This window comes from Stenotrophomonas sp. 278 (genome assembly GCF_003935715.1).
GTDB lineage: Bacteria > Pseudomonadota > Gammaproteobacteria > Xanthomonadales > Xanthomonadaceae > Stenotrophomonas > Stenotrophomonas maltophilia_AH.
In genome coordinates this window covers 1-24,190 of record NZ_RHPP01000069.1, presented here as the reverse complement: position 1 = coordinate 24,190, position 24,190 = coordinate 1, and the positions used below count along the sequence as shown (strand labels likewise).

Genomic DNA, 24,190 nt, shown 5'->3' with positions numbered 1-24,190 from the left:
CCCGGCTGCAACCCGGGCTGCCTTCGGCGCTGCTGGAAGCGCGGCCGGACGTGCGCCTGGCCGAGCAGCAACTGCGTGCCGCCAATGCCAACATCGGTGCGGCGCGCGCCCTGTATTTCCCGCTGATCGCGCTTACCGGAGCGGGGGGCTATGCGTCCAGCGATCTATCCGGGCTGGTGTCGGACAGCAACCGGGTGTGGTCATTCGGTGCCGGTGCGGTGTTGCCGCTGCTGGACTGGGGCGCACGCCGTGCGCGCGTTGACGCTGCGGTGGCGGCCCGGGACGAACGTGAAGTGAGCTACCAGTCCACCGTGCAGAACGCCTTCCGCGAAGTGGCCAGCGGGCTGGTGGCGGCCGAGCAGAACGACCGCCAGATTGCCGCGCAGCTGCAGGCCGTTCAGGTGCAGCAGGCGCTGGTGGAAACCGCGCAGGACCGTTACGAGGTGGGGCTGACTCCGTACCTCGAAGTACTGGATGCCGAGCGCAATCACTTTACTGCCGAGCAGGCCCTGCTGCAGCTGCGCGCGAGCGCGCTGCAGGACGCCGTGAACCTCTATGCCGCGCTGGGTGGCGGCCAACTGTCGAGGAGCCCCTGATGCGCACGTCACTTTCCCTGTTGTGCCTGGCCAGCGCGCTGTTGCCGGGTACGGTTGCTGCCCAATCTCACGATGCCGACCAGGACGCGGAGATCCGGCGCCTGCGGCAGACGGTGGAACAGCTTACCGCGCGCATCCAGCTGCTGGAGGCCGGCCAGGTTGCGGGCAACACAGCGGCACCGCCCGCCACTGCTGCAGCCAGCGTCGCACAGGCACCGGCCGCTGCTGCTCCGGTCGCGATGCCGGCGACGGCCACACCCACGGTGCTGAACGTGACGATCTCGCCGTTGCCGCCGCGCGAGCCGTTCGATGAAGACGACCAAGCCGCTGCCCGCATGGACAACGAGGTTCCGCCGGGCGATGAGCTGGAAGGGTTCTTCGCGGTGCCGGGCACTTCAACCTGGCTGCGTCTCAGCGGCTACGCCAAGCTGGATGCGATGTACGACACCGATGATGCCGGTGACAGCGACCAGTTCATCACCTCGGAGATTCCGGTGGAGGGTGGGCGCAGCAAAGGCCGCTTCAACATGCACGCCCGGCAGACCCGGTTCACCATCGAAGCGCGCCGCGATACCGGTGCTGGACCACTGCGTTTCGTGCTGCAGAATGACTTCTTCGGCTCAGGTGGCAGCTATGGTTACCGCCTGCGCCATGCCTATGGGCAATTGGGCAACACGTACGCCGGTTTTGGCTGGTCCGCGTTCATGGACCTGGATTCTGGTCCGGACACGCTGGACTTTGCCGGCCCCGGTGCCTCTCCGTCGGCCCGGGTGGCCAGCATCCGTCAGTACATTCCGCTGCGTGGCGGCAACCAGCTGATCGTCGCCGCTGAACACCGTGCGCCCGAGCTGCAACTCACCGGTGCCACGCAGGAATCGCGAACCGCCGCTCCCAACCTGGTCCTCGCCGCACGGCACGAAGCCGACTGGGGCAGCGTGCAGCTGGCCGGCCTACTGCGATACCTCGCGTTTGACTCCGCTCGCGACAGCGGCGAAGGCAGCGACAGCACGACCGCAGGCGGCTTGGCGCTCAGTGGCACCTGGGGCGGCAGCAGTGGCAGCTATTTCGTGTTCGGTGCCGTGGGCGGGCAGGGCATTGCCGCGTATCTGGGTGACCTGGGCGGCTTGAACCTTGATGGCGTGGTGGATGCCAACAACGACCTGCAGACGCTGCAGCAGTACGGCGGCTGGGTGGGCTATACCCACCGCTGGTCGCAGCGCTGGCATTCCACGCTGACCTGGAGCCGGCTGTACCTGGAGCGCGACGCACTGCTGGATCCGTCCGTGTTCCGGCGCAGTGACTATGCCGCGGCCAACCTGATCTGGCAGCCGGCACCGAGCTGGAGCTGGGGCGCGGAAGTGCTGTACGGCAAGCTGGAGGAACAGAGTGGTGCGAGCGCGGACGTGTTCCGCGTACAGACCGCGTTGAAGTACGACTTCATCAAGTAGGAGGGTGCCATGAGCCTGCAGCGCAGAGGGGCATGGCGGCTGCTGGCCGCCGCGATTGCGATGGCCTGCGCCTCGCCGGCGCTTGCCCAGGACGCCATGCTCGGCACGCTGCTGGAGGAGCCCGGCAGCGCCGGACTGGGATTCCTGATGCGGGTGGAGTCATCGCCGTACAAAGGGGCCGATGACCGCGTCGACCTGCTGCCGTTGTACCTGTATGAGGGTGAGCGCTTCTTCCTGCGCTCCAATGCAGCGGGTGTGCGGCTGGCAACCCAGGACGACCAGGGGCTGGAGCTGTTCGTCGAGCGAAGGCTGGAGGGCTACCCGGAAGACGAAACGCCCGAGATTCTTGAGGGGCTGCGCACCCGCAATGGCGAAGCCGACCTCGGCGCACGCTATTACTGGAAGCACGAGCGCCACACCTGGGACCTGAGCGTGCGCCAGGACATCTCAAGCACCTCCAAAGGCACCGAAGTGCGCGCGGGCTATGGCTATCTATGGCGTGGCCAGCGCTGGGACGTGCAGCCGGTGCTGAGCCTGGAGTGGCGCAGTTCAAAGCTCAATGATTACTACTTCGGCGTTGAGCCGTATGAGGCCACGACGGAGCGCCCTGCCTATGCCGCCGGCTCCGGGCTGGACGTCACTGCCGGCGTGTACGCGCGCTACCGCTTCCTGCAGCACTGGAGCCTGCTGGGCGGGGTGTACGCCACCCAGCAATCGAGTTCGATCCGCAACAGCCCGCTGGTCGATGACCGGGTGCAATGGGGTGCGCTGCTGGGTGCGGCATACGACTTCGGCAACGGCCAGGTGCGCTGGGACGACGATACCAGCCCCACCTACGTCAAGGTGTTCTACGGTCGCGATTCGGCAGACGGCTGCCACATGGTCAAAATCATGACCTTCAGCTGCACCGACCTCAACGACGTCGACCCCACCGACATCTGGGGCGTGCACGTGGGCAGGCCGTTTGTTTCAGAGCTGAACGGCTGGCCGTTGGACCTGGTAGGCTATGTGGGCGTGCTGCGCCACGACGAGAAGGGCCATCAGCCGGATTCCTGGCAGATCGACGCCTACATGAAGGCTTTCTACTACGGGTTCCCGTGGTCGCACCGGGTCAAGACCCGGATCGGCTTCGGCTTCGGGCTTTCCTATGCCGAGCGCGTGCCTTATGCCGAGGTGCAGTCGCAGGCGCGGCGCGAGCGCAACACGTCCAAGCTGCTGAACTACCTGGACCCCAGCATCGACATCAGCCTGGGAGACATCTTCGGCAGCCGGCGCTGGCATGACCTGTACCTGGGCGTGGGCATCTCGCACCGCTCCGGCATCTTCGGTTCGGCGCAGATGCTGGGCACGGTGGACGGCGGCTCGAACTATATCTACGCCTATCTTGAGGCCGCCCTCTAGCGTGGATCCGGCTCCGGCTTGGGGTCACGCTCGTGGCGGGCCAGCAGGGCGATGGCGATATAGGCCAATCCCATCGCCAGCATCGCCACGCCAACTCCCCAGGAGGCGGCGGCTCGCCCTGCCCAGGCAACACCGGTGACACAGATCACCGCGGCGACCAGCGCGATCACCCCGGAGACCAGTGATATCCAGCGTCGACCGTGGTCACTGAAGCCAAATGCAAGGCTGAACTGGGCCAGGGCCTGGACGGCCAGCACCGCGGCGACCGTGGTGGCCACCGCGTAGGCTGCCCATTCCGGGTGCGTGTAGATCGCAATGCCACCAATGATCTGTGCCGCGCCGAGCGCGATGGTCATGGCGAAACTGGGCAAGCCGCGCAGCAGGAACGCCTGTGACAGCTGCAGGGCACCGGCAATCACCAGCAGCGCGGCCACCAGCACGGTCATCGTGCGTACCAGCAGAGATGCGGCATACAAGCCCACGATGCCGACCAGGACCAGCAGCACGCCCAATACCAGCAAACGGCGCCAGTGCACTTTCATGGCCACGCCAATGGATCCGGGTTCGCGGCCGAGGCGGGAGAATACGGTCATGCCGGTACTCCAAGCGATGGACTGTGTGCCATTAGGGCGCTGCGCGGACGCGGCTGCAAGCGCGTTGCGTCATTCACTGGCGGCCAGACGGTAGAAGTACTGAGTCATGGAGGTCCCCGGCGGCGGGAGGCGGGTATAACGTGAACGGGTCTGGATCGAGGCATTACTGCCATGCCGCACCGTCTTCTTCGTCTGCTGGCCTTCGCGTTGGCATGCATGGGTGTGCTGATCGGAGCTTCCGCTGTTGCCCAGCCATCGTCGTCGTCCGATGCGCAACGAACCACGCTGTTTGCCAACGTGCGCATACTCGACGGCACCCATCCCCAGCTGTCGCCGCCGCGCCATGTGCTGGTGGAAGGAAATCGCATCAGCCGCATTTCGACCACGCCGCTGGAAGCACCCGGTGCCCGGCGTATCGAGGGCAACGGGCGCACCCTGATGCCCGGCCTGATCGATGTGCACTGGCACAGCATGTTCGCGGCCGTTCCGATCCAGACGGCGATGACCGCGGACAACGGCTTTCTCAACATCGTGGCAGCGGCTGAAGCCCGCAGGACGCTGCTGCGCGGCTTCACCACGGTGCGCGACGTTGGCGGTGCCGTGTTCGGATTGAAGGCGGCCATTGATGCCGGGCAGGCGGAAGGACCCCGTATCTATCCGTCTGGCGCGATGATCACGGTGACCAGCGGCCATGGCGACTTCCGTGATGCCTCGGACCTGCCGCGCGCGGTCGGGCAACCCGGCTCGCGCCACGACGTGCTGGGCGACAGCGCGATTGCCGACACCCCGGATGAAGTTCGGGTTCGTGTACGCGAAATGCTGATGCGGGGTGCCAGCCAGATCAAGCTGACCGCCGGTGGCGGCGTGTCATCCCCGCATAGTCCGCTGGACGTGGTGTCGTTCAGTGAGGCCGAACTGCGCGCCGCGCAGGACGCGGCGCGGGACTGGGGCACCTATGTGACCGTCCACGCCTATACGGCTGAAGCGATCACACGCGCCATTCGCGCGGGCGTGCCATGCATCGAGCATGCCAGCCTGATGGATGACGCCACCGCACGCCTCATGCGCGACAGGGGTATCTGGTTGAGCACGCAGCCGCTGCCGCCGGAGCTGGCAAACGCGTTTCCGCCCGATTCGGACCAGTGGCACAAGGCCCAGGAAGTGTTTGCCGGCACCGAGCAGACCTATGCGCTGGCGAAGAAATACCGGCTCAAGACCGCGTTCGGGACCGATGTGTTGTTCTCACGTGCCTTGGCCGCGCGACAGAACCACATCCTGGCCAGCCTGACCCGCTGGTACACACCTGCAGAGACGTTGATCATGGCGACCGGCACCAACGCGCAACTGCTGACACTTTCAGGCAAGCGCAGTCCTTATGGGGGGCGCCTGGGTGTGGTGGAAGAGGGGGCCTTGGCCGACCTGCTTCTGGTCAATGGCGACCCCCTGAGTGACATCGGTGTGATCACTGACCCGGAACGCAACTTCGTGGTGATCATGAAAGACGGGGCACTGGTGAAGGCGATTCCGTGAACCGGTTCAGCTGCCCACCGTCATGCCGAATCCGCCGCTGGCCTTGAAGCTGAGTACCAGCTGCGCTACCCGCCAGGAGATGAAGGCGTAGGTACAGCACAGGGCGATCTGCAGCACCAGGTGCCACTTCAACCGGCTCATGCGCCAAATGCCGTCCAGCAGGTTGAGCAGCAGCAGACATGCCCCGATCGCTGTCACCACATAACCCACTGCGGTGGGATGGGCCAGATCAAGCGTGCCAGGTCCGGTGCGGACCACTTCCAGCCCCGCCGCCGTAACCAGCGAGGAGACCGCCAGGTTGCGGGTGTTCTCGAAAATCAGGCGCAGTACGCCATCGTCGAACAGCAGCGTCGCAATGCGGCGCAATGGTGCAGGCAGCATGGACAACGTCTCCAGGTGTAAATCAAGGCGATCAGAGTTGCCTCAGCCGCATTAAGCCGATGTGCAGTGCACGGGGATCACTGGCGGGCTGCGTCGTTCACTGGCAGCCGATCCGTAGAAGTACTGACGCGGCTCACCGGGCCATTACGCATGCTCGATTCCAGTCGCCACACGTTTCTCGCAACTGTACGGGTGCCCTCATGGATATTCAGGCCAGCTACCCCACGCTGCCGCTCTGGCTGATCACCCTGTGCTTTCTGCTGGCACTGCTGGGTGCGCGCGAGATTGGTGCCGCCGTGGCCCGGTGGCAGCGCCGCCGCCGGCCGGCAACCGCGGACGCGGCGGCGGATGAAAAGGACAACGACGCATTCGCGATGACGTCCGTGCTGGGACTGCTGGCGCTGCTGATCGGCTTCACGTTCTCGCTGTCGCTCGGACGCTATGACGAGCGCCGCCAGCTGGTGGTGCAGGAAGCCAACGCACTGGGCACCACATGGCTGCGCACGGACCTGCTGGATGGAGCAGAACGAACCCGCATGCAGGACGTGCTGCGGCGCTACGTGGATGCACGGGTCGATTTCGCCAATGCACGCACCGCCGAAGAAGAAATCCAGCAGAATGCGCGGTCCGTTGCGCTGCAGAACGAGCTTTGGCAGGCACTGGTGGCAGGCACGCAGAGTTTCCGTGACACACCGCGCGCCTCACTGCTGTTCACCACCACCAACGAGTCAATCGACCTCGCCGCCGAGCGCTTCGCCGCGCGCCAGGACCACATTCCGCCCCGCATCCTGCGCATGCTGCTTCTGTTTGCCGTGCTGGCCGCTGGACTGGTGGGGTACGAGCGCCCCAGCCAGCGCCGCAGTACGCTGCTGTTGCTGCTGCTGTTGACGCTGGCGGTGGGCCTGATTCTGGATCTGGATCGGCCCAGCACCGGCGTGACCCATATCCCCCAGGAGCCGATGACGGACCTGCAGCGAAGCCTGGTACCGGGAGCGCCGGAATGAGAATCCTTGCCGCCGCCTTGATGCTCGTGGCCGGGCTGACCTCGATTCCGGCATTCGCCCAGCATGATGCTGATGACCTGGCGAAAAAGCTCTCCAACCCGGTGGCCGCGCTGATCAGCGTGCCGTTCCAGTACAACTACGACCAGACCTACGGTTCCGACGGGTATCGCCACAATCTGAACATCCAGCCCGTGGCTCCGTTCCAGATTTCGGAGCACTGGAACGTGATCTCCCGGACCATCCTGCCGGTGACCTACCAGAAAGACGTTGTGCCGGGCACGGATCAGGCAGGCATAGGCGATATCACCCAGAGTTTCTTCTTCTCGCCGCGCGAGCCTGGCCCGTCGGGCGTGATCTGGGGTATGGGGCCGGCGCTGCTGCTGCCGACCGGCACCGATGATCTGGGTGCGGACACCTGGGCTGCCGGGCCTACCTTCGTGGTGCTGAAGCAGGATCACGGCTGGACCTACGGTGCACTGGCCAATCACCTGGCGGATGTGGCTGGGACCGGGAGCCGCCGCGCGGACATCAGCTCCACGTTTCTGCAGCCGTTTGTCTCCAAGGCGTTCAACGGTGGCCGCACTCTGACCTTCAACCTCGAGTCCACCTATGACTGGAAGGCCAGCCAGTGGACCGTGCCCTTCAACGTGCAATATGCGAAGGTCACCAGGCTGGGCGGCCAGATGCTGAGCTACCAGGGGGGCGTGCGGGTCTATCTGGAAACCCCGAGGGGCGGGCCGGACTGGGGGCTGCGTTTCGCGGTGACCTTGCTCTATCCGAAGTGACCCCAGTGGGCGCTCAATGGTCCAGGAACAGCCACAGCGCCGTGTACCGGTCATCACACGCCTTCACATATGTCCCACCGGTGCGGGCCTAAAAAGACAGTCGACTGCCAATGAGGGGCACTGCCCATGCCACGACCGATCTGGACCGGCTCGCTTTCGTTCGGGTTGCTGAATGTTCCGGTGTCGTTGATGTCCGGCGAGCGACGCATGGATCTGAGCTTCCGCATGCTCGACGCACGCGACAAGAAGCCTATCCGTTACGAGCGGGTCAATGCCGATACCGGCGAGGAGGTGCCCTGGAAGGACATCGTAAAGGCCTTCGAGTACGACAAGGGCAGCTACGTCGTCATTGAAAAGGAAGATATTGCGGCCGCCGCACCGGAGACCCACGAGTCGATTGACGTGGAAGCCTTCGTCGATGCCGAGAGCATCGACCTGCGCTACTACGAGAAACCCTACATTCTGGTGCCGGGAAAGAAGGCCGAGAAGGGCTACGTGCTGTTGCGCGAAACCCTCAAGGACACCGGCAAGGTCGGCATTGGCCGTGTGGTGATCCGGACCCGCGAGTACATCTGCGCGGTGATGCCCGAAGAAGATGCGCTGATCATGATCCTGCTGCGCTATCCACAGGAGCTGGTTGCGCTGGATGAGTACAAGCTGCCCAAGGGCGGTGCCAAGGACTATCGTGTCGCGCCCAAAGAGCTGGAAATGGCCCGGAAGCTGATCGAAAGCATGACATCGGAGTGGGATCCGGACCAGTATCAGGACGAGTTCCGCGAGCGCCTGTCGGACATCATCAAGAAGCGGATGAAGCAGACCGGCACCACCACGAAGTTCGAGGAACCCGAGCACGACGAAGACGCGGCCACGAATGTGGTGGACTTCATGGCGCTGCTGCAGAAGAGCCTGGACAGCAACCGGCGGACGCCCGCCAAGGCCGCCGCCACCAGCAAGCCCGCGAAAAAGACGCCGGCGAAGAAGGCGACGAAGAAGGCTGCGGCAAAGAAGGCACCGGCCAAGAAGGTGCCCGCCAAGGCACGCAAGCGGGCTTGACCGGACGATGACATGAGCCTGAGTGAGTATCGCCGCAAAAGAAGCTTCGACAAGACGCGTGAGCCTGAGCCGGGCAAGGCGAACCCCAGAGGTCGTCGCGCCTTGTTCGTGGTGCAGCTGCATCACGCCAGCCGCCGGCACTATGACTTTCGCCTGCAGGTGGGTGATGCGCTGAAAAGCTGGGCCGTGCCGAAAGGTCCCAGCTATGACCCCAAGGTCAAGCGGATGGCGGTGGAGGTGGAGGACCACCCGCTGGACTACGCCGGATTTGAAGGGGAGATTCCCAAAGGCCAGTACGGCGGTGGGCATGTGGCGCAGTTCGACCATGGCGTGTGGGCGACCGAGGGGGATCCCGAAGCGCAGCTTGCGAAAGGTCACCTGAGATTCGAGCTGTTTGGCGACAAGCTCAAGGGGGGCTGGCACCTGGTGCGCTCGGGCAAGCCGGCACGGCAACCCCAATGGCTGCTGTTCAAGGACAACGATGCCTTCGCCGGCCCACTTGAGGCCGATGACCTGCTGGCGGATGTTACCTCAGCCCCGGAAGCCGACCAGAAGCGCGCCGGGACCGGCAAGTCCCACAAAAAGCGGCTGACGACCGTGACCCCGAAGGCCCGGAAGCGGCGCGTCGACTGGGCGAAGCGCGCACTGGCGCTGCCCGGGGCCCGGAAATCCAGCGCGCCTTCAGGCCCGTTCGTTCCGCAGCTGGCCAAGCTTGGCGACAGTCCGCCCCAGGGCGATGCCTGGATTCATGAGATCAAATGGGATGGTTACCGCATCCTTGCGACCGTCACCAAGGGCGTCGTACGCCTGTGGTCGCGCAATGCGTTGGAGTGGACCGAAAAGGTGCCGGAGATCCGCGACGCGGTGGCGGCGCTGGGCCTCGATTCGGCCGCGCTGGACGGCGAGCTGATTGCTGGAAAGGGCACCAAGCAGGATTTCAATCTGCTGCAGGCCACGCTGTCCGGCGAGCGGCAGGGCGCGCTGACCTATGCGCTGTTTGACCTGCTGCACGTAAATGGCGTGGACATTTCGGAATCGCCCTTGCTGGAGCGCAAACAGCTGCTGCAGGCACTGCTGGAGGGCGGCCCACGGCAGCTGGCGTACAGTTCGCACGTCGAAGGCGAGGGCGAAAAGGCCTTCGAGATGGCTGGCGAGCAGCACTTCGAGGGCATCATTTCCAAGCGTGCAGACCGTGCCTATCACGGGGGGCGCAGCGATGACTGGCGTAAAACCAAACAACTGGCGAGCGACGAGTTCGCCGTGGTGGGGTACACCGCGCCCAAGGGCAGCCGCACCGGCTTTGGCTCGCTGCTGCTGGCCCGGCCGGACCCCGAGCATGGCTGGCGATTTGCCGGTCGGGTAGGCACCGGCTTTACCGACGCCCGCCTGCGGGAGATCAGTGAGCTGATCGGCAAGGCAGGCAGCGAAACCCCCAGCGTGCATATTCCCGAGATGGATACCGATCTGCGCAGCGCCACCTGGTTCAAGCCGCGCTTCGTGGTGGAGGTGTTCTATCGGGGAATCGGTGGGCAGCAGCTGCTGCGCCAACCGTCCCTGAAAGCGGTACGCGAGGACAAGCAGGTGAGCGATCTGAAAGACAGCGACCGGGGCGAGCCGGCGGGCAGGATAAAGAAGACGGCAAAAGCAGCGGGGGGAACATCGGCGGCCACCAAGGCTGCAACTCGTGCCGGCAAGAAGAAGCATGCCGCCACGGAGCTGCCGACGCTGTCCTCGCCCGGCAAGGTGTTGTTTGCCGACGATGGCATCACCAAGCAGGACGTATGGGACTACTACAAGGCCGTCATGGGCCATGTACTGCCGGAAGTCGTCGGGCGGCCACTGTCGGTCATCCGCTGTCCCAGTGGCACCGCGAAAGCCTGCTTCTTCCAGAAGCATCACACGGCCGGAATGGATATCGTGGACACGGTGAGGCTGAAGGAAGAGAGTGGAACGCAGGGCGACTACCTGGTGGTGCGCGACGCGGCCGGGCTGATGGAGCTGGTGCAGTTCAACACGCTGGAGTTCCACCCATGGGGCAGCCATGCAGAATCGCCAGACCTCGCTGACCGCGTGGTCTTCGACCTTGACCCCGGCCCCGGCGTGGCGTTCTCCGAGGTCAAAAAGGCGGCCACAGACATCCGGGACAAGCTCAAAGAGCTCAAGCTGGAGTCGTTCCTGCGCGTTTCAGGGGGCAAGGGACTTCACGTGGTGGTGCCGCTGCGACCAGGCTGCGACTGGGACCTGACCAAGCGTTTCGCCAAGGGCTTTGCCGAGGCGTTGGCCGAGTCGGAACCGGACCGGTTCCTTTCCAAAGCCACCAAGAGCCTGCGCAACAAGCGGATCTTCGTGGACTACCTGCGCAATGGCCGAGGTGCCACGGCGGTCGCGTCCTACTCGCTGCGTGCACGACCGGGCGCGCCGGTGGCCATGCCGATCAGCTGGGCGGAACTGTCCAAGCTGCAGCGTGCCGACACGTTCACGTTGAAAACGGTGCCGGCCAAGCTCAAGCGGCGCCGCAAGGACCCCTGGGAAGGCATTGATACGTTGAAACAGAACCTGTCGCGCTGGGCGCGCAAGCCCTCAGGACGATGACCGCCTGGGGCGGACGGAGACGTGCGGATGGTCTGGCACGCACCAGCGCCACGGAAACTCGACCGCCTTGCTGATGCCGATGCGGGGTCCCACCAGCGGAGCAGCCGGCGGTGGGGTTCCGTCGCTGACGATGGCAATGCCCGCATCCGCACGAACGAGATCTGCCCCGTCCAGGGCGCGGGTGATGCCAAACGCCTGCGACAACTTGCCCGGGCCACTCGCCAGGTCACGGTCCCGCTTCGCGGCGGGGCGTGATGCACGCATGAGGTCGAGTGCGCTCAGCGGCTCGGCCGCGCGCAGCAACACGCCCATGCCTTCACCCACGGGACCACAGACTGCATTGCTGCCCCAGTGCATGCCGTAGGTAAAGTAGACATACAGGTGGCCCGCTTCTCCAAACATGGTGGCATTGCGCGCCGTTCGCCCCCGGTAGGAGTGCGCGGCGGGGTCTTCGCCGCCCGCGTAGGCCTCCACTTCCACGATCCGCGCCGCACGTCCGTCGTCGCGCACCAGCATCTTGTTCAGCAGTTCAGGCGCAACTTCGGTCGGGTGGCGCATATAGAACCGTCGTGGCAGCACGGACCAGTTGGCCGGAATCCACGGCGGGGCAGGCGGAGCAGCCGTCATCAGTCCTCATCCTCATCGAGTCCGTCACCGTCCCAGGCCACGGTGCCATCTGCATGCCCCTCGTCCGGGCTTGTCGGCTCCAGCAAGGTGTAGTCGTCGCGCTTCAGGTCGCGCACGGCCTTGCTCACGTAGTGGGCCTCCAGCGCGTCCGTGCGGGCACGGGCTTTCAGTGCTGCAGGGGTATTGATTGTTCCGTTCAGCCAGTCCATTGCCACCTGGGGTGCCACGAAAAGCGGGCCATCCTGCGAGAGTGGGGCAGGGATGTCCCGATTGGCATCGGTGAGCACCGTAAAGCTGTCCAGCACCTGGCCGGCTTCGTCCTGCCAACGCTCCCACAGTCCGGCTGCCAGAAGCGCCCGACCGTCCTGACGCTGGACGAACATCGGCCATGGCGGCTTCCGCTCCCGGTCCCATTTGTAGTAGCCGGTCATGGGCACGATGCAGTGCCGGTGCTGCCAGGCACTGGTGAACAGGCGGCTGGCCGGTGCCTTGGCCAGACGTGCGGTTACCGTGGTGTAGGGGGTCGAGGGTTCCTTCGACCAGCGGGGCACCAGCCCCCAATGCATGTCCGTGATCGAGGGATCATCGCCATCGGTCGCGAACAACACCGCCGCTTGGCAGCCTTTACCGATGTTGTAACGCTGCACCGCGCTGGCCAGGGCCAGCACAAGGTGGTCCGGAAGGCCGGGCGCAAAGGCGTCCATGTCTACGAAAGCTTGGGCGAAACGACGCATGGGCGAAGATTACCGGCGGGTGGGTGATCCGCCTGTCATTTCGGCCTTGGTTTCCAGTCAGCACCAGGCAGGGTTAGTATCGGCCATCCGGGCCGTCACGGCGCGGCGCTTCCAGGGAAGGATCATGCTTATGCGCAACATGATTGCGGCAGTGCTGCTGTTTGTATCCGGGCTGCAGTTTCCACTTGCCTGCGCCTCACCCAATCGCTTTCCACATCAGGCCGACGCCATCATCCTGGAGGCGCAGCGGTTGGCTGCGACCGATGACTTCGCTTCGATTGAGCGCTTGGTCAAGCACTACAACGCCCGGCAGCAGATGAACGAGAACGGCCTGTCATCTGTGGGGACGTTCTACACCGCGATGTCTGGCAGTTTCGAGATCGATGTCGCCGACACCGAAGCCTGGAACCGGCGGTTTGCGTGGGCCGACCGCTGGATAGCCGCCTACCCGAAATCACCCACGGCGCGTGTGATGCGCGGTCGCATCGAGTTCCTGCGCGGTGCAAGCTACCGCGGAAGTGGCTGGGCCCGGGATGTGACGCCGGAAAACAACGCGAGCTACCAACGTTACGCCAGCCAGGCTGCTGACTACCTGCTGGAGCATCGTGCCATAGCGAGCAAGGACCCGTACTTCTACACGACGCTGCTCATCATCGGGTTCCGGATGGATTGGCCGGAGTTCGAGCTGATGGCCCTGTTTGACGAGGGTGCAGAGCGCTACCCCTACTACTTCGGTCAGTTTACCGTTCCCATGATGTATTACGCCCCGCGCTGGGGTGGCTCCTTTGAAGCGATGGAAGCGTTTGCGCGACATGCCATGACCCGGGTGCCTCCGCCTGATCGCGCGGCTCTCTACGCGCGACTCTATACCTATGCCCAGTTCCTCGGATGGGAATCGCCGCTGACCGGCGGGCAGATCGACTGGGCGCTGTTTGATGAAGGCACGCGCAACATCGTGGCGCAGTACCCGAGTCCAGGTAATCTGCAGGCGTATGCGTCCATGGGCTGCGGGTCGCAGGACCGGGCCAGGGCGGCGGCGTTCATCCAGCAGTTCCGGGGTGAGCCTGATCTGCAAATATGGGGAGATGCCCAGAAGTTTGAATTCTGTTCGGCGTATGCGAAGGGTGCATTTCCCTTTCTCGATAACCGACCGAGGATCAGCCCGCCGTGGAATCCACCGAAGTAGATCGGGCAGTCCGGAGGATGTCCACTGCGTACCGGAACCGGCACCGCTGGCGCGCGGCATTGCTCGCGCTCACGCTCTGTACTCAAGCCGTTTGTGCCAACGAAGTCGCAACGCCCGGGCCGGCGCAGGACAGCGCCGCGCTGCTCAAACGACAGGCTGAGGAGCGCCAGTCGAGACTGAAGCAGATGCATACCCTGCTGGGCATCCGCCCTGATCAGGCAGCGCTTTGGCAGCAGGTTGAACGGAGGATGTCGAGCCAGGACGGACGCATTGCCGATCTGGGTCTGGAGGCGCAAAGTCATCGCAGCGGGCGGCTGTTGGATGACCTGGCGCTGCTCAGCCGCTGGCAGTCGGCCCAGGCGGCCGAACAACGCCTGATGCTGGATGCCCTGCGCTGGCTTGCCCCGCAACTGGATGCGAAGCAGCACAAAGTGCTGGCCGAGATGGACGGGAAGGATGAGCCGCTGCCGCCGGGTGCAGCCGTGAGCGAGCAGCGACTGGAGGCGGAGCGAACCGCCTGGCTGGTGCGCCGTGCAGAGTTGAGAACATCGCTGGCCCTGCGCCCCGAGCAGGCCGCCGCGTGGAAAACCTTCGAGGCCGAGACGGCCGACCCCATGGCCCGTAGTCGTGCGGTGCTGGCTGCCTCCCGGGTGGCCAAGCCGCCATTCGGGGTGCTTGAGCTGATGGGGCGCATGCAGGAGGCAATACCGACAGACACGGCCGACTGGCTGGGCGCGTTGCAGCGGCTGGATCGCAGCCTGGACGGCGCACAACGCACGCGTCTGGATGCCTTCGTGGAGCGACATCCATCTCCGCTGTACTGAACACCACAGGGGCATCACCCGTCCCGGGTGATAGTCTCCGCCGAGCTGTTCTGTGGGTGCGAGACAATGAAGATTCTGGTGACCGGTTCAACCGGATTGGTGGGGCAGGGCGTCTTGAAGGCCTGCCAGGCGTCGGCGGCGGTAGCGCGTTTGGCCGTGCTGGTACGCAAGGGGGGAGACGCACCGGCAGGTGTTGAGGAGATTGTGCTGGCCGATTTTCTGCAGGCAGCAGCGGTAGCGCCGCTGCTCGCCGGCTTCGACGCCTGTTTCTATTGTGCCGGGGCACCGCCGGTGGGGACGCCGGAAACCGAGTACCGCCACGTGACCGTGGATGCCACCTTGGCGGTTGCGCGTGCGTGGGGCGAGGCCAATCCTGAAGGGCGTTTCTTCTACGTGTCAGGTGCCTACGCGGATCCCGACAGCCGGGTGATGCCGCTGCGGATCAAGGGCGAGGCGGAACGCGCGCTCTCAGCGCTGGCCATCACAACGGTCATGCTTCGCCCGGGGGGCGTGCGACCTGTGGAAGGCACCGGCACCCGGCATGGCGCGCTGAAACCGCTGTACCAACTGGGCGGTCCGTTGATGAAAATGGCCGAACGCCTCACTCCGGGAATGGCCACCAGCAACGAGGCGATCGGGCGCGCCATGTTGGCGCTTGCGGTCATGCCTGCGCCGCCGAGCGTTGTTGAATGCGACCAGATCAACGCGTTGGCCGCATAGTAGCCATTGGCCGGCCACGATTTCCGTGACGCATCACGCGCAACAACCCATCCACAACGAGGCACGCGATGTCGAAAGAGGAAGTAGGGGAGAGGGCACGCGCCCTGGCGCGGCAGGAATGTGAGGCCATTCGGGACGGACTTGCGCCCACCAGCGCGCCAGAGCCTGCAATCCATTCCGCTCGCAAGGCCATCCGTAGGCTTCGCGCCTTACTGGCGCTTCTGGAAGGGAGCGAGTTGGAGCTGGATCGGGCGGATGCAACGCTTAAGCGCCTGGGCGACAGTCTGTCGGGCATGCGCGATGCGCACGTGGTGGTTGATACGGCCGAGCGACTGCAGGCCGAGCACCCGGATGTGGACATGGAGCCGGCGTGCAAGGCATTGCGCGAACGCAGTGAGCACATTATGCGAAATGAATTACTCCAAGATGCCACATTTGCCCGCCGGCGAAAGCAACTGGCAGATGTCGCGTTATGGCTGGATGCGCAGCCCTGGCATGCGGTCAAAGCTGCAGATGTCGAAGCTGCGGTGCTGCACAGCGAACGCCGCGCCCGCAAAGCGAAGAAGCGCGCAAAGCATGACGACGACCCTGAGAGCCTTCACCGCTGGCGTCGCCGGGTACGCAGGCTCCGGATGCAGCTGGAGGCGCTACCCAAGTTGGGCATCAAGATCGCCTGGGTGGCCGACGCAATGCACGGCTCGGGCAAGACCAAGGGACTGCACAAAGTGAGCGACCGGCTTGGGTGGCAACAGGACCTGCGCATGTTGCGCAACCTGGTTCGGCCAATGCGTGTGTGGGATGGCAAGCCCGGGGTGTTGGGCCTGATTGACCAGTTGATGGCTGAAGCAGGCGCTGCGGATTCGAAATCCTGATTCAGGCACAGACCGTTGACGCAGGGTTGCTGAATTCCTTGAATTCTGCGGGGTTGGCAGGGTCTCAGTGCTGCAGATTTCAAGCCGCTGGCGCCTGCACAGAGCGGCAGAGCCCAGGTTTCTGTAACGCATCGCGGCGCTGACTCGTACGCCTTGCCCGGAACTCGTTGATCAAGCGTGGTCGGCGTTCAACGGCGAACAGAACTGATGCGATGCACCCGAAACCAAGGAGCGCTTGGGAGCGAACCGGGACCAGTACGATGCAGGCGGCAGCGCGGCATGTGGGTCGAGGGGTGTCGGTAGTCATTAGCCCGGAATCAGAACGAGCGTGCCATGTGTGCGTCGGTTGGCCAAGCCAGCGAAAGACCTACAGCGGGTGGCAATAGCTGAGCGCAGGGCGGCAACGGGCAGAGATGCGTAAAAGGCCTTGGGACCGTGAGGGCCAGGTCAGGCGTTACTGCAATAACATAATATACATTATGCGAAATGGCGGAGACGGGGCCAGAAGCGCCGCCAAGGGCCGTGGATGGCTGCTGCGGCGTGACCTGGGCGATCTGCCTAGGCTCCTTATAGGGATTGTACGCCGGACCCCACCGGGCCAACTGCCGGCACTGTACCAACGGGATCAACCAGCGCGTGCCCTGTTCGGTTAGACAGGTGCACGTGCCATCCAGACCTTCCCCCGACGACATGCAATACAGCTGCGGCTCTGAACTGACCTCGCGGTTATCCATGGCCGGCATCGACCACGGCATCTGTGCCACACGCGGGGTGTGGTGCTGCATGTAGTCCTGCGTAGTGGCATAGCGCTTTTCATCCGGCGCAGCCGTCGACGCCATCCCCCCAAAGAAGCCCTGCGAACGAGCCGGCGACGTGGCCGGTGCCGGCGCCTTTTTAGGCGTGTCTGGACCCAAGAAGAACCACGCGATCGCGCCCACCACGAACAGGCCGGCCAACACAAAACAGAGCTTAGCGATGCGATTGCGCCACGGCACCTTGGCCTTGGCCGTGTGGACCTCGGCAGAATCGTAGTCGGCGTAGTGTTCGGTTGGATATTTCCAGACCTCAAATTGCGCCTTGCTCCGCAGCGCCGAGGACTTGACGTCCTCATAGCATTCGGTGAACCGGAAGATGCGGGCCGATCCCTTGTCATAGCTGACCAAGTGCTCATGCGAGGAAATCAACGGCCGCAGATGCGAATCCAGGTACATAGGACTCTGCGTCAGCAGATAGATATCGATCCCTTGATGACGGTGCGTTTCCAGATCGAGAACCTCTGGAGGCACCGGCCGTCCACCGGAGCGCGTGCGCCAAATCTGCTGGGCTTCATCGATAAACAGCACCGCATTGGATGGCAGATCACGCCACTTACGAGGGTCGTCAAAGTGCTTGACGAACGGCGCACGCAAGCCGCGGAACCCGAAAGCGTAAACCTCCATGCCCTCGCCGTGACGCTTATACATCAACTGGATCGCGCGTAGCGATTTGCCCGAGCCATTCTGGCCGGTAATCAGGTGCAGCATGCCCTACCCCCTTAGCCCTTTTTCTTTAGGCGCATCTTGAGTGCGCCGGCTGATATGGCAGTGGCGTATGCCGACACTACCAACGTGACGTACTTGTCCAGATTCAAGAAGGCCAGCCACGCCACAATGTCCGCCGGGGCACCACTAAAGGCTTGCTTGATCTGATTGAGCAGCGGATCAACCGCGAACTCTTGCGTAACGAAATTAAGGCCCAAGAACGCCAGCGCAGCCAACAACCACTGCCCCAAACGCGTCTGAATCAGCCGAGACAACCCGGCCAGTAGTGGTGCCCACATTAGCTACCTCCTGAGAGTGAACGGCCCAAAATGTGCGCGGCATGAAGCCAACCAAGAATGAGGACATAGATCGCCAAGACGGCCGCGCCCTGGCACAACTCCTCAAGACCCTTGATGCCCATGCTAGTAAGCGCGGAGGAATTGAGCGCGGGGCACGCGCCACCGCCAAGCCAACCGCCCGCATCAAGACCATCGGTGCTACCCGGATCGCTAATGCCGATGAAATCATCAGGGTTGTACGTCTCACCGAAATCGTCGTCGCCATTGCCCTCACGTGTGAGCTTTTCCACGGCACACCGGAGCGCATGCGTCTGTTTTAACTCCGCGCAGGCAACGGGGTCGCCACCTGTACAAACAAACTGCTGGGAACACGTCCCGTCACCGGTCAGTGTGCCGTTGCCGTCCCCCTGCCCGGTGCCGCACAACCGCTGGCGGGCAACCGCAAGCTGGGCACAGGACACCGCGTTGCCTTCACAGGTGTACGACTTCTTACAGTCGCCCGGATCACCTGTGACCTTACCGCCCAACCCTTCGGCCTGGCACCCGGCACGCCACATCTGAAAAAGCTGGGCACACTGGATTTGATCGCCACTGCAAACCGGTGGGGCAGCGCAGTTGGCACTCCCGGTACCGGTGCCAGGCGACGTACCGCCACCACCGGGATCGGGGCCACCATCGCCATCACCGTCGCCATCACCATCCCCGTCATCATCCCCATCGCCGTCACCGTCGCCACCGCCATCATCACCACCACCATCGTCACCACCGCCATCATCACCGCCACCATCGTCATCACCGCCACCATCGTCACCACCGCCGTCACCCGGATCGGGATCGGGGTCGGGGTCAGGATTCGGATTTCCGGGCGTGGGGGCTGGATTGTCGCCCGACTTGCAGACGCCAAATGCGGCGTTGGTGGAATCGTTGAGCGTTGAGTAGTAGTTACCCAATGCAGGATCACGATAAAGGCCATACGTACACCCGTTATGGCAAACCCGATTGGACGTCGGTGCCCACCCGAGCTCTTCATTACGGTTCAAGCAGCTACCACCGTAGTAGAACGAGGTAACCATGCTTTGCCATGCAGAAACACAATTCCCCTTGCTGGACCGGCCACCAATCCACGCGCCAGCATCGGGACGATGCAATGTGCATGGCTCATAGACCTCTGGATTAAGCGCTGCGGCGCGCTCTGAGTGAGCGACTGCGGCCGCGTACGCCTGACCCTCATCACAGCCACCACCGAGGGGGCAAGCGTCTTGCGCAGATGCAGTCGCACTCCATGTGCCAAGGGCGACGCAAGCAACCCACAGCGCAATGAGCAGGAAATAGCGCATGGTCAATCTCCCAACGCCTGAGCGCCGATCCACATGCCACCGACCATGCAGACGTACACGAAGTACCCCATGAGCGGGTGATTCAACAGATCCATAGCGAAACCTCCAGTCACAAAAAAGGGAGCCCCGAAGGGCTCCCCGCGAACGCCACGTATTACGAACCCTTACGCGGCAGCTTGGCAGCGGTGACGCCCAGGGTGATCAGGGTGATCGCCGCCGCGACCGCAATGGCAATGCCACCCTTGGTCGTCATGAAGCCGGCAGCGGCTTCCAGATCGGCGGGCATATCACTGGCCTGTGCAAAGGCCGAGGCCGAGGCCAGCGAACCGGTGACCACGGTGGCAACCTTCGCCGCCGCCTTCTTCGCACGGGCCTTGAAGGACGGCTTGGCACCCAGCACGACGACATTCTTGTTTTCCATTGCAGAACTCCTTTTGTTGGTGAACTAGTGATCGAGACGCGCGCCTTTACGGATCAACACCATCGCCGCTACACCGACCCACACAAGCAAGGTGGCACCACCAAGTGCCGCGCCCTGCTCCGCTGTGAGTGATGGAATGAAAGACGGTGGATCGACCCATACAACGGTGGCGCACTGCCCGCTGCTGGGATCGAATTCGGCACAGGCCGCGTACTTGGTCACTGTGTACTCAGTACCGGCCATGTGGTTTAACCCCCAGCCTTGGCAGCAACAGGCTTGGCAGGAGCTTCATCGGGGACACGGACCAGCTGCATTTCGTAGCGGTTGATCTCCAGATTGCCGTACTCCCGGTTCACGGTGATGGAACCCGGTGCCAGGGTGTAGAAACCGGGCTGATAGGCCACAACGCCCAACTCCCCGGCTTCCTGCAACGTGATCTCAAAACGGTCCGGGTAGTGGTGGCCGTTATGCAGATAGCACTCTTGCTTATGCATCTTGAAAGGCTTTCCGCTGGACTTCGCAACACCCTCAATCGTGGTGATCGCAGTGGATACGACTTCGATACGAACGTTCATTAGCTACTCCTGTGCTGTATGTGGAATTGATTGCCATCGGGGGTCAAAACTTCGATATGCCCCCGATGACTTAGGGCAATACCGGTGCCGGTGAATCCGTCGTAATCAAACGGCGAGAAGAACGCCCAGCCAGCCGACAAACCGGCCATAAGCACCCACGCCGAAACCTTGGTTGTCTTTGTTGCGCCGTACTTGGTTTTCTCTGTGATCGTGATAGGCCGCTTCTTGGGGTGGCTTTCGTGATGAATCACCCCCTTGAGCCAACGCGGTGCCAGGGCAAACGCAACATCACCACGTTCGACCATCTTTAAGCCGCCATAGCCCCACAGGCGCGCTCGCTTGGGAAGGTGATGACCTGACTTGGTTTCGGCCTTACTGGCGTACTTGGTGATGTAGCCCACAGGGGACTTTGCGAACACCGCGTTGGTGGAGCCGTGCGGCCACCAGCCTTGATCGTCAGGCAGCGGAGGTGTCACACCCTTGGGCATCCACGCAACAATGTGATAGTGCGGGCGACCAATCTCGGTAAGTTCCATGCACCACACGTAGTGGAAACCCTCTACCCCGCTTCCCTTGGCATTGCGGCGGAACCACTCACGGTAATTCTTGATAAGGGCCGAGATATGGCCGGGGTCCCACATGCCGTCACGACGATACGTGAGTGTGATTAGAGCAACCCGATAGGGACTATTACGGGAATACGGATTCTTGCTGCCGCCCTTGCTCAGGACAGGTTCGCCCAGGGCTTCACGAAACTTAGTATCGATAGTCAAGGCTGCCGCCTTGACACCCTTCGCCAGCTTGGCGAGGCGATTCTGTTTCATGGACGCGGTTGTGATTTCCATTATTTGTCACTTATCGGATAGAGAGACAAGCCCAGCTCGGCGCTACGCGCCTCGCGGCTGGCGAGGACCCACTGAGCCACGCGAATACCCCTGATGCGCGCCATGTGCGGCGCGTTATACGCGGCCAGCAGGCGTGCAATGCGCCAGTCAATCAACCAACGTTCGCGGGGTGTCAGAGGCATAAAGAATCCACGTGTAAGCACCGGCGATAGCAGCCAGTGCGGTGCAGGGAGTAACGGGCCGGCGCTGGGCACCTGCCAGTGCATAGTTGCGATGCAACTACGCCCTGACACGCGCCGTTAGGTACGAACTACTTGTCTCTACCGGATCGACAGCGGAAGTCAGCGCGAAACCAGAGGACCAGACCAACGACGACAGCGATCACCAGCTGCACAACAGCGAGCTTTGCCATCTCAGGACTCATAGCCGTACGCCTCCAGCACCATCCGATCTGACCAGGCGCTGTCATCCACGCCCCCCGGTGTAGTGGCCACCTCGATGCAGGCACCCGCCACCCCTACCCCGCCTGCCGCGATCACAGCGGCCAGAAAGGCCCGCTCACGCGTCGGCTGATCGGCCACGTACCGGAAGTAGTGATAGAAGCGGTAGACCGTCGTGCAGACCCCTACCGCGATGACCCCCAAAAACCCACCCATGAGCAGCAGCGCTCCGGGCGGCTGTACCGCAAGCCACATTCCCATGTGAAGCCCCTTGATGTTTCGAGCGCCTCGAAACGTTGGGGGAAGTATGATGAGCCCTGTCACTTATTTCAAGGGCCTCCAATGAAAGCGATTGACCGCCTGTCGGACTCAACGACCGTTCGTCTTCTGGACCGCTGGAAGGCCGAGAAAGGTGTTGACAGCGATTACCGGGCAGCAAAGGTACTTGCGGTCACCCCAAGCACGATCTCGGGGTGGCGTGCGGTAAAGAGCCATGCAAAGCCATCGCTAGCAGCCAAGATGGCAAAAGACATTGGAGCCGATGAATTGCAGGTACTTGCAGCCATTGAGGCTGACCGGGCCTACAACGCGGAAGACAGGCGCATCTGGCAAAAGCACGGACGCGCCCTGTTCGTCGCCCTGGTATTGACTACCACGTCACCGGTATTGGCTTCACCCGTTCAAACGTCCCATCTGCCCCAATCTGAGCAGAGTGACCATTATGCGAAATGGAAGATTGGGCCGTTGCCGGCACTACGGCCATCCTTAGATGGCGGAGTCTCTTGCCAGCCTTGGCATGTGACTGCCACAACGGAAACGCCCCAGATCCCACAGCTGTCCGCCCGTATTTCCCCACAAGGACGCCCGCGATTTCCAGATCTCCCCCAAAGATGCCCTTGATTCCTGGATCCGCACCTAAGACGCCCTCGATTTCTGGCTCCACATCCAGCTCGCCCTTGAGTTCCCAACTGCGCACCTGATCGGTCAGAGCTTGTCGCCTGCACTTCCCAGTTCCGCCAGTCGCGACATTGGTCGCAAGAACAATTAGACGAGATCTCGGGCCTGAACGTGCGAACAGTTCAGCGGGTTGAGCAGGACTACAACACCGCGACTTCCCTGGGTGACGCGCCACGCCCCGCTCCACCTGCTCAAGCGCGTCGCTCGCCCCCTGACCAAGCTTTGACCTTAACTGGGCGTCGGTGACTCCCTCCCGTTCTGGTCGGCATCTGGGCCTTGTAGCGGCTCAAGCGCTGAGCTATAACGCCTTAGCCAGTCGCTATAAAGCGCCGGTGTTGTGCCCGCATAGCCAATAGGCTCCGGGTGCCCGAGGTCCACCCAATGGGGGCACGGGAATCCTTCGATTCCGGAGCCATCCATGACCGCCAAACGCCGCAGATCCCTTCGCACTTCTGCCTTCTACGCCCAATCGGGCCGTTGCTTCTATTGCGGCCTGCCGATGTGGCTCACTGCACCCTCAGAGCTCGGGCTGAAGGCCAGTAAGGCCCGAGCCTTTCAATGCACCGCCGAGCACCTGGTGGCCCAACAGGACGGGGGCAGAGACGTGTCCGGGAACGTGGTGGCCGCGCATAGCCGGTGCAACCAGGGCAGGCACCAGCGGAAGGGACCAGCCCCTTCCGCTGAAGCGTTCCGGGCGCTGGTTCAGACGCGGCTGGCAATGGGGAGATGGTGGTCCCGACTGCCATCAGGGATTGCACGTGCTTCCGTATGGCCAATTGAATTGAATCTTTGCAAGGAATCGGCAGCTGCTTGCCTGATTCGCTAGTCCACACTAGTGGCGCCCGGTTGCGGTGCTAGAACGGCGAGTCTGCTGCGAAATGGTCGCGCATTGGGCCTAACAAGGTCTGCGACCCTGTCAACACGTCCGAGAATTCCACCTGTCGCCACCTTCTCGTTCCAATATCGTTCCATCCACTCGGCTTTATCCAGGATCTTACCCGGAGCGCCTAGCAGCCTCTTGGCGATGAAATGCCGGATGAGAGCGGCCTGGCTATCGAGAATCACGACGCCCGCCCTTGGATTAGAGTCATAAGCGCTGTACGAGATCAGATAGTGGACATAGTGGCGGTCTGGCTCTTCGTCATCCCCCGTCAACAGGTTGCTTAACCCCGCAGCGCGAGCATCCGATCGCACCTCTTCGCTCACGAGCACCATGGGATTGCGTGCTTCCTTACATTCCATGCGATAGGCGTCCAGCATCGCCGGTCCGAAGATCATCTGAGAATCATGATGAATGCTTCCAACTGTGAGCCCTCCACGTAGGGTTCTACCCCGATATCACGGACGGTTCTAAAAGAGCTGCAACCTTCTGATCCTGCTTGGCGACCCTTCTGCGCATCCTAGGGTTGTGGCGTCGCTCGATGTAGTCAAACACATCCGCTCGTGCCGC

The 24,190-nt window shown here is 63.0% G+C and carries 25 protein-coding genes and 2 pseudogenes; 14 read left to right on the top strand and 13 right to left on the bottom strand.

What is annotated here, in order from left to right:
• The 3 genes from EGJ34_RS12600 to EGJ34_RS12590 form a co-directional block, all read left to right on the top strand.
• The coding region (locus EGJ34_RS12600; protein ID WP_185750163.1) for a TolC family protein at positions 1 to 596 on the top strand (596 nt) is incomplete at its 5' end.
• On the top strand, positions 596 to 2,044 hold the full coding sequence (locus EGJ34_RS12595) for a DcaP family trimeric outer membrane transporter (RefSeq protein ID WP_125360819.1): 1,449 nt from the start codon (positions 596 to 598) through the stop codon (positions 2,042 to 2,044). The genes EGJ34_RS12600 and EGJ34_RS12595, both read left to right, overlap by 1 nt.
• A 9-nt stretch (positions 2,045 to 2,053) precedes the next feature.
• Positions 2,054 to 3,445 carry a MipA/OmpV family protein gene (locus EGJ34_RS12590; protein WP_125360818.1) on the top strand — a complete coding sequence of 464 codons (1,392 nt, stop codon included), beginning with the start codon at positions 2,054 to 2,056 and terminating at the stop codon, positions 3,443 to 3,445.
• Here EGJ34_RS12590 and EGJ34_RS12585 read toward each other — a convergent pair.
• Positions 3,442 to 4,038, bottom strand: coding sequence for a DUF308 domain-containing protein (locus EGJ34_RS12585; protein ID WP_125360817.1), 597 nt, complete (start codon positions 4,036 to 4,038; stop codon positions 3,442 to 3,444). The genes EGJ34_RS12590 and EGJ34_RS12585 overlap by 4 nt on opposite strands.
• Positions 4,039 to 4,209: 171 nt before the next feature.
• On the opposite strand from EGJ34_RS12585, the gene EGJ34_RS12580 reads away from it, so the two are divergent.
• Positions 4,210 to 5,568: an amidohydrolase family protein gene (locus EGJ34_RS12580; protein ID WP_125360816.1), complete on the top strand. Its 1,359-nt coding sequence runs from the start codon at positions 4,210 to 4,212 to the stop codon at positions 5,566 to 5,568.
• Positions 5,569 to 5,574: 6 nt separating this feature from the next.
• Here the strand turns inward: EGJ34_RS12580 and EGJ34_RS12575 are convergent, their stop codons facing one another.
• Entirely contained in the window at positions 5,575 to 5,949 is a 375-nt protein-coding gene (locus EGJ34_RS12575) for a hypothetical protein (RefSeq protein WP_125360815.1), read from the bottom strand.
• Between the two features lie 200 nt (positions 5,950 to 6,149).
• Between EGJ34_RS12575 and EGJ34_RS12570 the strand changes: the two genes are divergently transcribed.
• From EGJ34_RS12570 to ligD, 4 genes are all read left to right on the top strand, one after another.
• Entirely contained in the window at positions 6,150 to 6,953 is an 804-nt protein-coding gene (locus tag EGJ34_RS12570) for a hypothetical protein (RefSeq protein ID WP_185750162.1), read from the top strand.
• Positions 6,950 to 7,738 (top strand): hypothetical protein, encoded by a 789-nt coding sequence (locus tag EGJ34_RS12565; RefSeq protein ID WP_185750161.1) that lies wholly within the window; start codon positions 6,950 to 6,952, stop codon positions 7,736 to 7,738. The genes EGJ34_RS12570 and EGJ34_RS12565 overlap by 4 nt, the downstream gene beginning before the upstream one ends.
• A gap of 126 nt (positions 7,739 to 7,864) precedes the next feature.
• Positions 7,865 to 8,791, top strand: a complete 927-nt coding sequence (locus EGJ34_RS12560; protein WP_125360813.1) for a Ku protein — start codon at positions 7,865 to 7,867, stop codon at positions 8,789 to 8,791.
• 12 nt (positions 8,792 to 8,803) lie between these two features.
• Entirely contained in the window at positions 8,804 to 11,383 is a 2,580-nt protein-coding gene (gene ligD / locus EGJ34_RS12555; RefSeq protein ID WP_125360812.1) for a DNA ligase D, read from the top strand.
• On the opposite strand, the gene EGJ34_RS12550 is transcribed toward ligD, so the two are convergent.
• Both EGJ34_RS12550 and EGJ34_RS12545 read right to left on the bottom strand, forming a co-directional pair.
• Entirely contained in the window at positions 11,372 to 12,010 is a 639-nt protein-coding gene (locus EGJ34_RS12550) for a DNA-3-methyladenine glycosylase (protein WP_125360811.1), read from the bottom strand. The two genes, ligD and EGJ34_RS12550, sit on opposite strands and share 12 nt — an antisense overlap.
• Entirely contained in the window at positions 12,010 to 12,744 is a 735-nt protein-coding gene (locus tag EGJ34_RS12545; RefSeq protein ID WP_125360810.1) for an SOS response-associated peptidase, read from the bottom strand. Before EGJ34_RS12545 ends, EGJ34_RS12550 begins: the two co-directional genes overlap by 1 nt.
• On the opposite strand from EGJ34_RS12545, the gene EGJ34_RS12540 reads away from it, so the two are divergent.
• The 4 genes from EGJ34_RS12540 (at position 12,743) to EGJ34_RS12525 (ending at position 16,346) form a co-directional block, all read left to right on the top strand.
• Positions 12,743 to 13,930 (top strand): DUF4034 domain-containing protein, encoded by a 1,188-nt coding sequence (locus tag EGJ34_RS12540; RefSeq protein WP_185750160.1) that lies wholly within the window; start codon positions 12,743 to 12,745, stop codon positions 13,928 to 13,930. The genes EGJ34_RS12545 and EGJ34_RS12540 overlap by 2 nt on opposite strands.
• Before the next feature lie 17 nt (positions 13,931 to 13,947).
• Positions 13,948 to 14,754 carry a Spy/CpxP family protein refolding chaperone gene (locus EGJ34_RS12535; protein WP_125360808.1) on the top strand — a complete coding sequence of 269 codons (807 nt, stop codon included), beginning with the start codon at positions 13,948 to 13,950 and terminating at the stop codon, positions 14,752 to 14,754.
• A 66-nt stretch (positions 14,755 to 14,820) separates the two neighbouring features.
• Entirely contained in the window at positions 14,821 to 15,474 is a 654-nt protein-coding gene (locus tag EGJ34_RS12530; protein WP_125360807.1) for an NAD-dependent epimerase/dehydratase family protein, read from the top strand.
• Between the two features lie 68 nt (positions 15,475 to 15,542).
• Complete coding sequence (locus EGJ34_RS12525; protein ID WP_125360806.1) at positions 15,543 to 16,346, top strand: CHAD domain-containing protein; 804 nt, start codon at positions 15,543 to 15,545, stop codon at positions 16,344 to 16,346.
• Between the two features lie 317 nt (positions 16,347 to 16,663).
• On the opposite strand, the gene EGJ34_RS12520 is transcribed toward EGJ34_RS12525, so the two are convergent.
• From EGJ34_RS12520 to EGJ34_RS12480, 7 genes are all read right to left on the bottom strand, one after another.
• A complete protein-coding gene (locus EGJ34_RS12520; RefSeq protein ID WP_125360805.1) occupies positions 16,664 to 17,869 on the bottom strand; it encodes a zonular occludens toxin domain-containing protein in 1,206 nt (401 codons plus the stop codon).
• Positions 17,870 to 17,880: 11 nt separating this feature from the next.
• Positions 17,881 to 18,165, bottom strand: a complete 285-nt coding sequence (locus EGJ34_RS12515) for a DUF2523 family protein (protein WP_125360804.1) — start codon at positions 18,163 to 18,165, stop codon at positions 17,881 to 17,883.
• Positions 18,165 to 19,205 carry a hypothetical protein gene (locus tag EGJ34_RS22230; protein ID WP_185750159.1) on the bottom strand — a complete coding sequence of 347 codons (1,041 nt, stop codon included), beginning with the start codon at positions 19,203 to 19,205 and terminating at the stop codon, positions 18,165 to 18,167. Before EGJ34_RS22230 ends, EGJ34_RS12515 begins: the two co-directional genes overlap by 1 nt.
• Before the next feature lie 451 nt (positions 19,206 to 19,656).
• On the bottom strand, positions 19,657 to 19,923 hold the full coding sequence (locus EGJ34_RS12500; protein WP_125360802.1) for a hypothetical protein: 267 nt from the start codon (positions 19,921 to 19,923) through the stop codon (positions 19,657 to 19,659).
• Positions 19,924 to 20,171: 248 nt separating this feature from the next.
• Complete coding sequence (locus EGJ34_RS12490; protein WP_125360800.1) at positions 20,172 to 20,498, bottom strand: single-stranded DNA-binding protein; 327 nt, start codon at positions 20,496 to 20,498, stop codon at positions 20,172 to 20,174.
• Positions 20,498 to 21,343 carry an adhesin gene (locus EGJ34_RS12485; protein ID WP_125360799.1) on the bottom strand — a complete coding sequence of 282 codons (846 nt, stop codon included), beginning with the start codon at positions 21,341 to 21,343 and terminating at the stop codon, positions 20,498 to 20,500. The genes EGJ34_RS12490 and EGJ34_RS12485 overlap by 1 nt, the downstream gene beginning before the upstream one ends.
• A gap of 413 nt (positions 21,344 to 21,756) precedes the next feature.
• The gene (locus tag EGJ34_RS12480) at positions 21,757 to 22,044 is read right to left on the bottom strand and encodes a hypothetical protein (RefSeq protein ID WP_125360798.1); all 288 of its coding nucleotides are present in this window, start codon (positions 22,042 to 22,044) and stop codon (positions 21,757 to 21,759) included.
• 81 nt (positions 22,045 to 22,125) lie between these two features.
• On the opposite strand from EGJ34_RS12480, the gene EGJ34_RS22535 reads away from it, so the two are divergent.
• Positions 22,126 to 22,683 carry a hypothetical protein gene (locus EGJ34_RS22535; protein ID WP_221740417.1) on the top strand — a complete coding sequence of 186 codons (558 nt, stop codon included), beginning with the start codon at positions 22,126 to 22,128 and terminating at the stop codon, positions 22,681 to 22,683.
• Positions 22,684 to 22,803: 120 nt separating this feature from the next.
• A pseudogene (locus EGJ34_RS22905) lies at positions 22,804 to 22,986 on the top strand (hypothetical protein); the annotation flags it as partial.
• Between the two features lie 576 nt (positions 22,987 to 23,562).
• Here the strand turns inward: EGJ34_RS22905 and EGJ34_RS12465 are convergent.
• Both EGJ34_RS12465 and EGJ34_RS12460 read right to left on the bottom strand, forming a co-directional pair.
• Complete coding sequence (locus tag EGJ34_RS12465) at positions 23,563 to 24,018, bottom strand: hypothetical protein (RefSeq protein WP_125360797.1); 456 nt, start codon at positions 24,016 to 24,018, stop codon at positions 23,563 to 23,565.
• Between the two features lie 49 nt (positions 24,019 to 24,067).
• Positions 24,068 to 24,190, bottom strand: a pseudogene (locus tag EGJ34_RS12460) (IS3 family transposase); the annotation flags it as partial.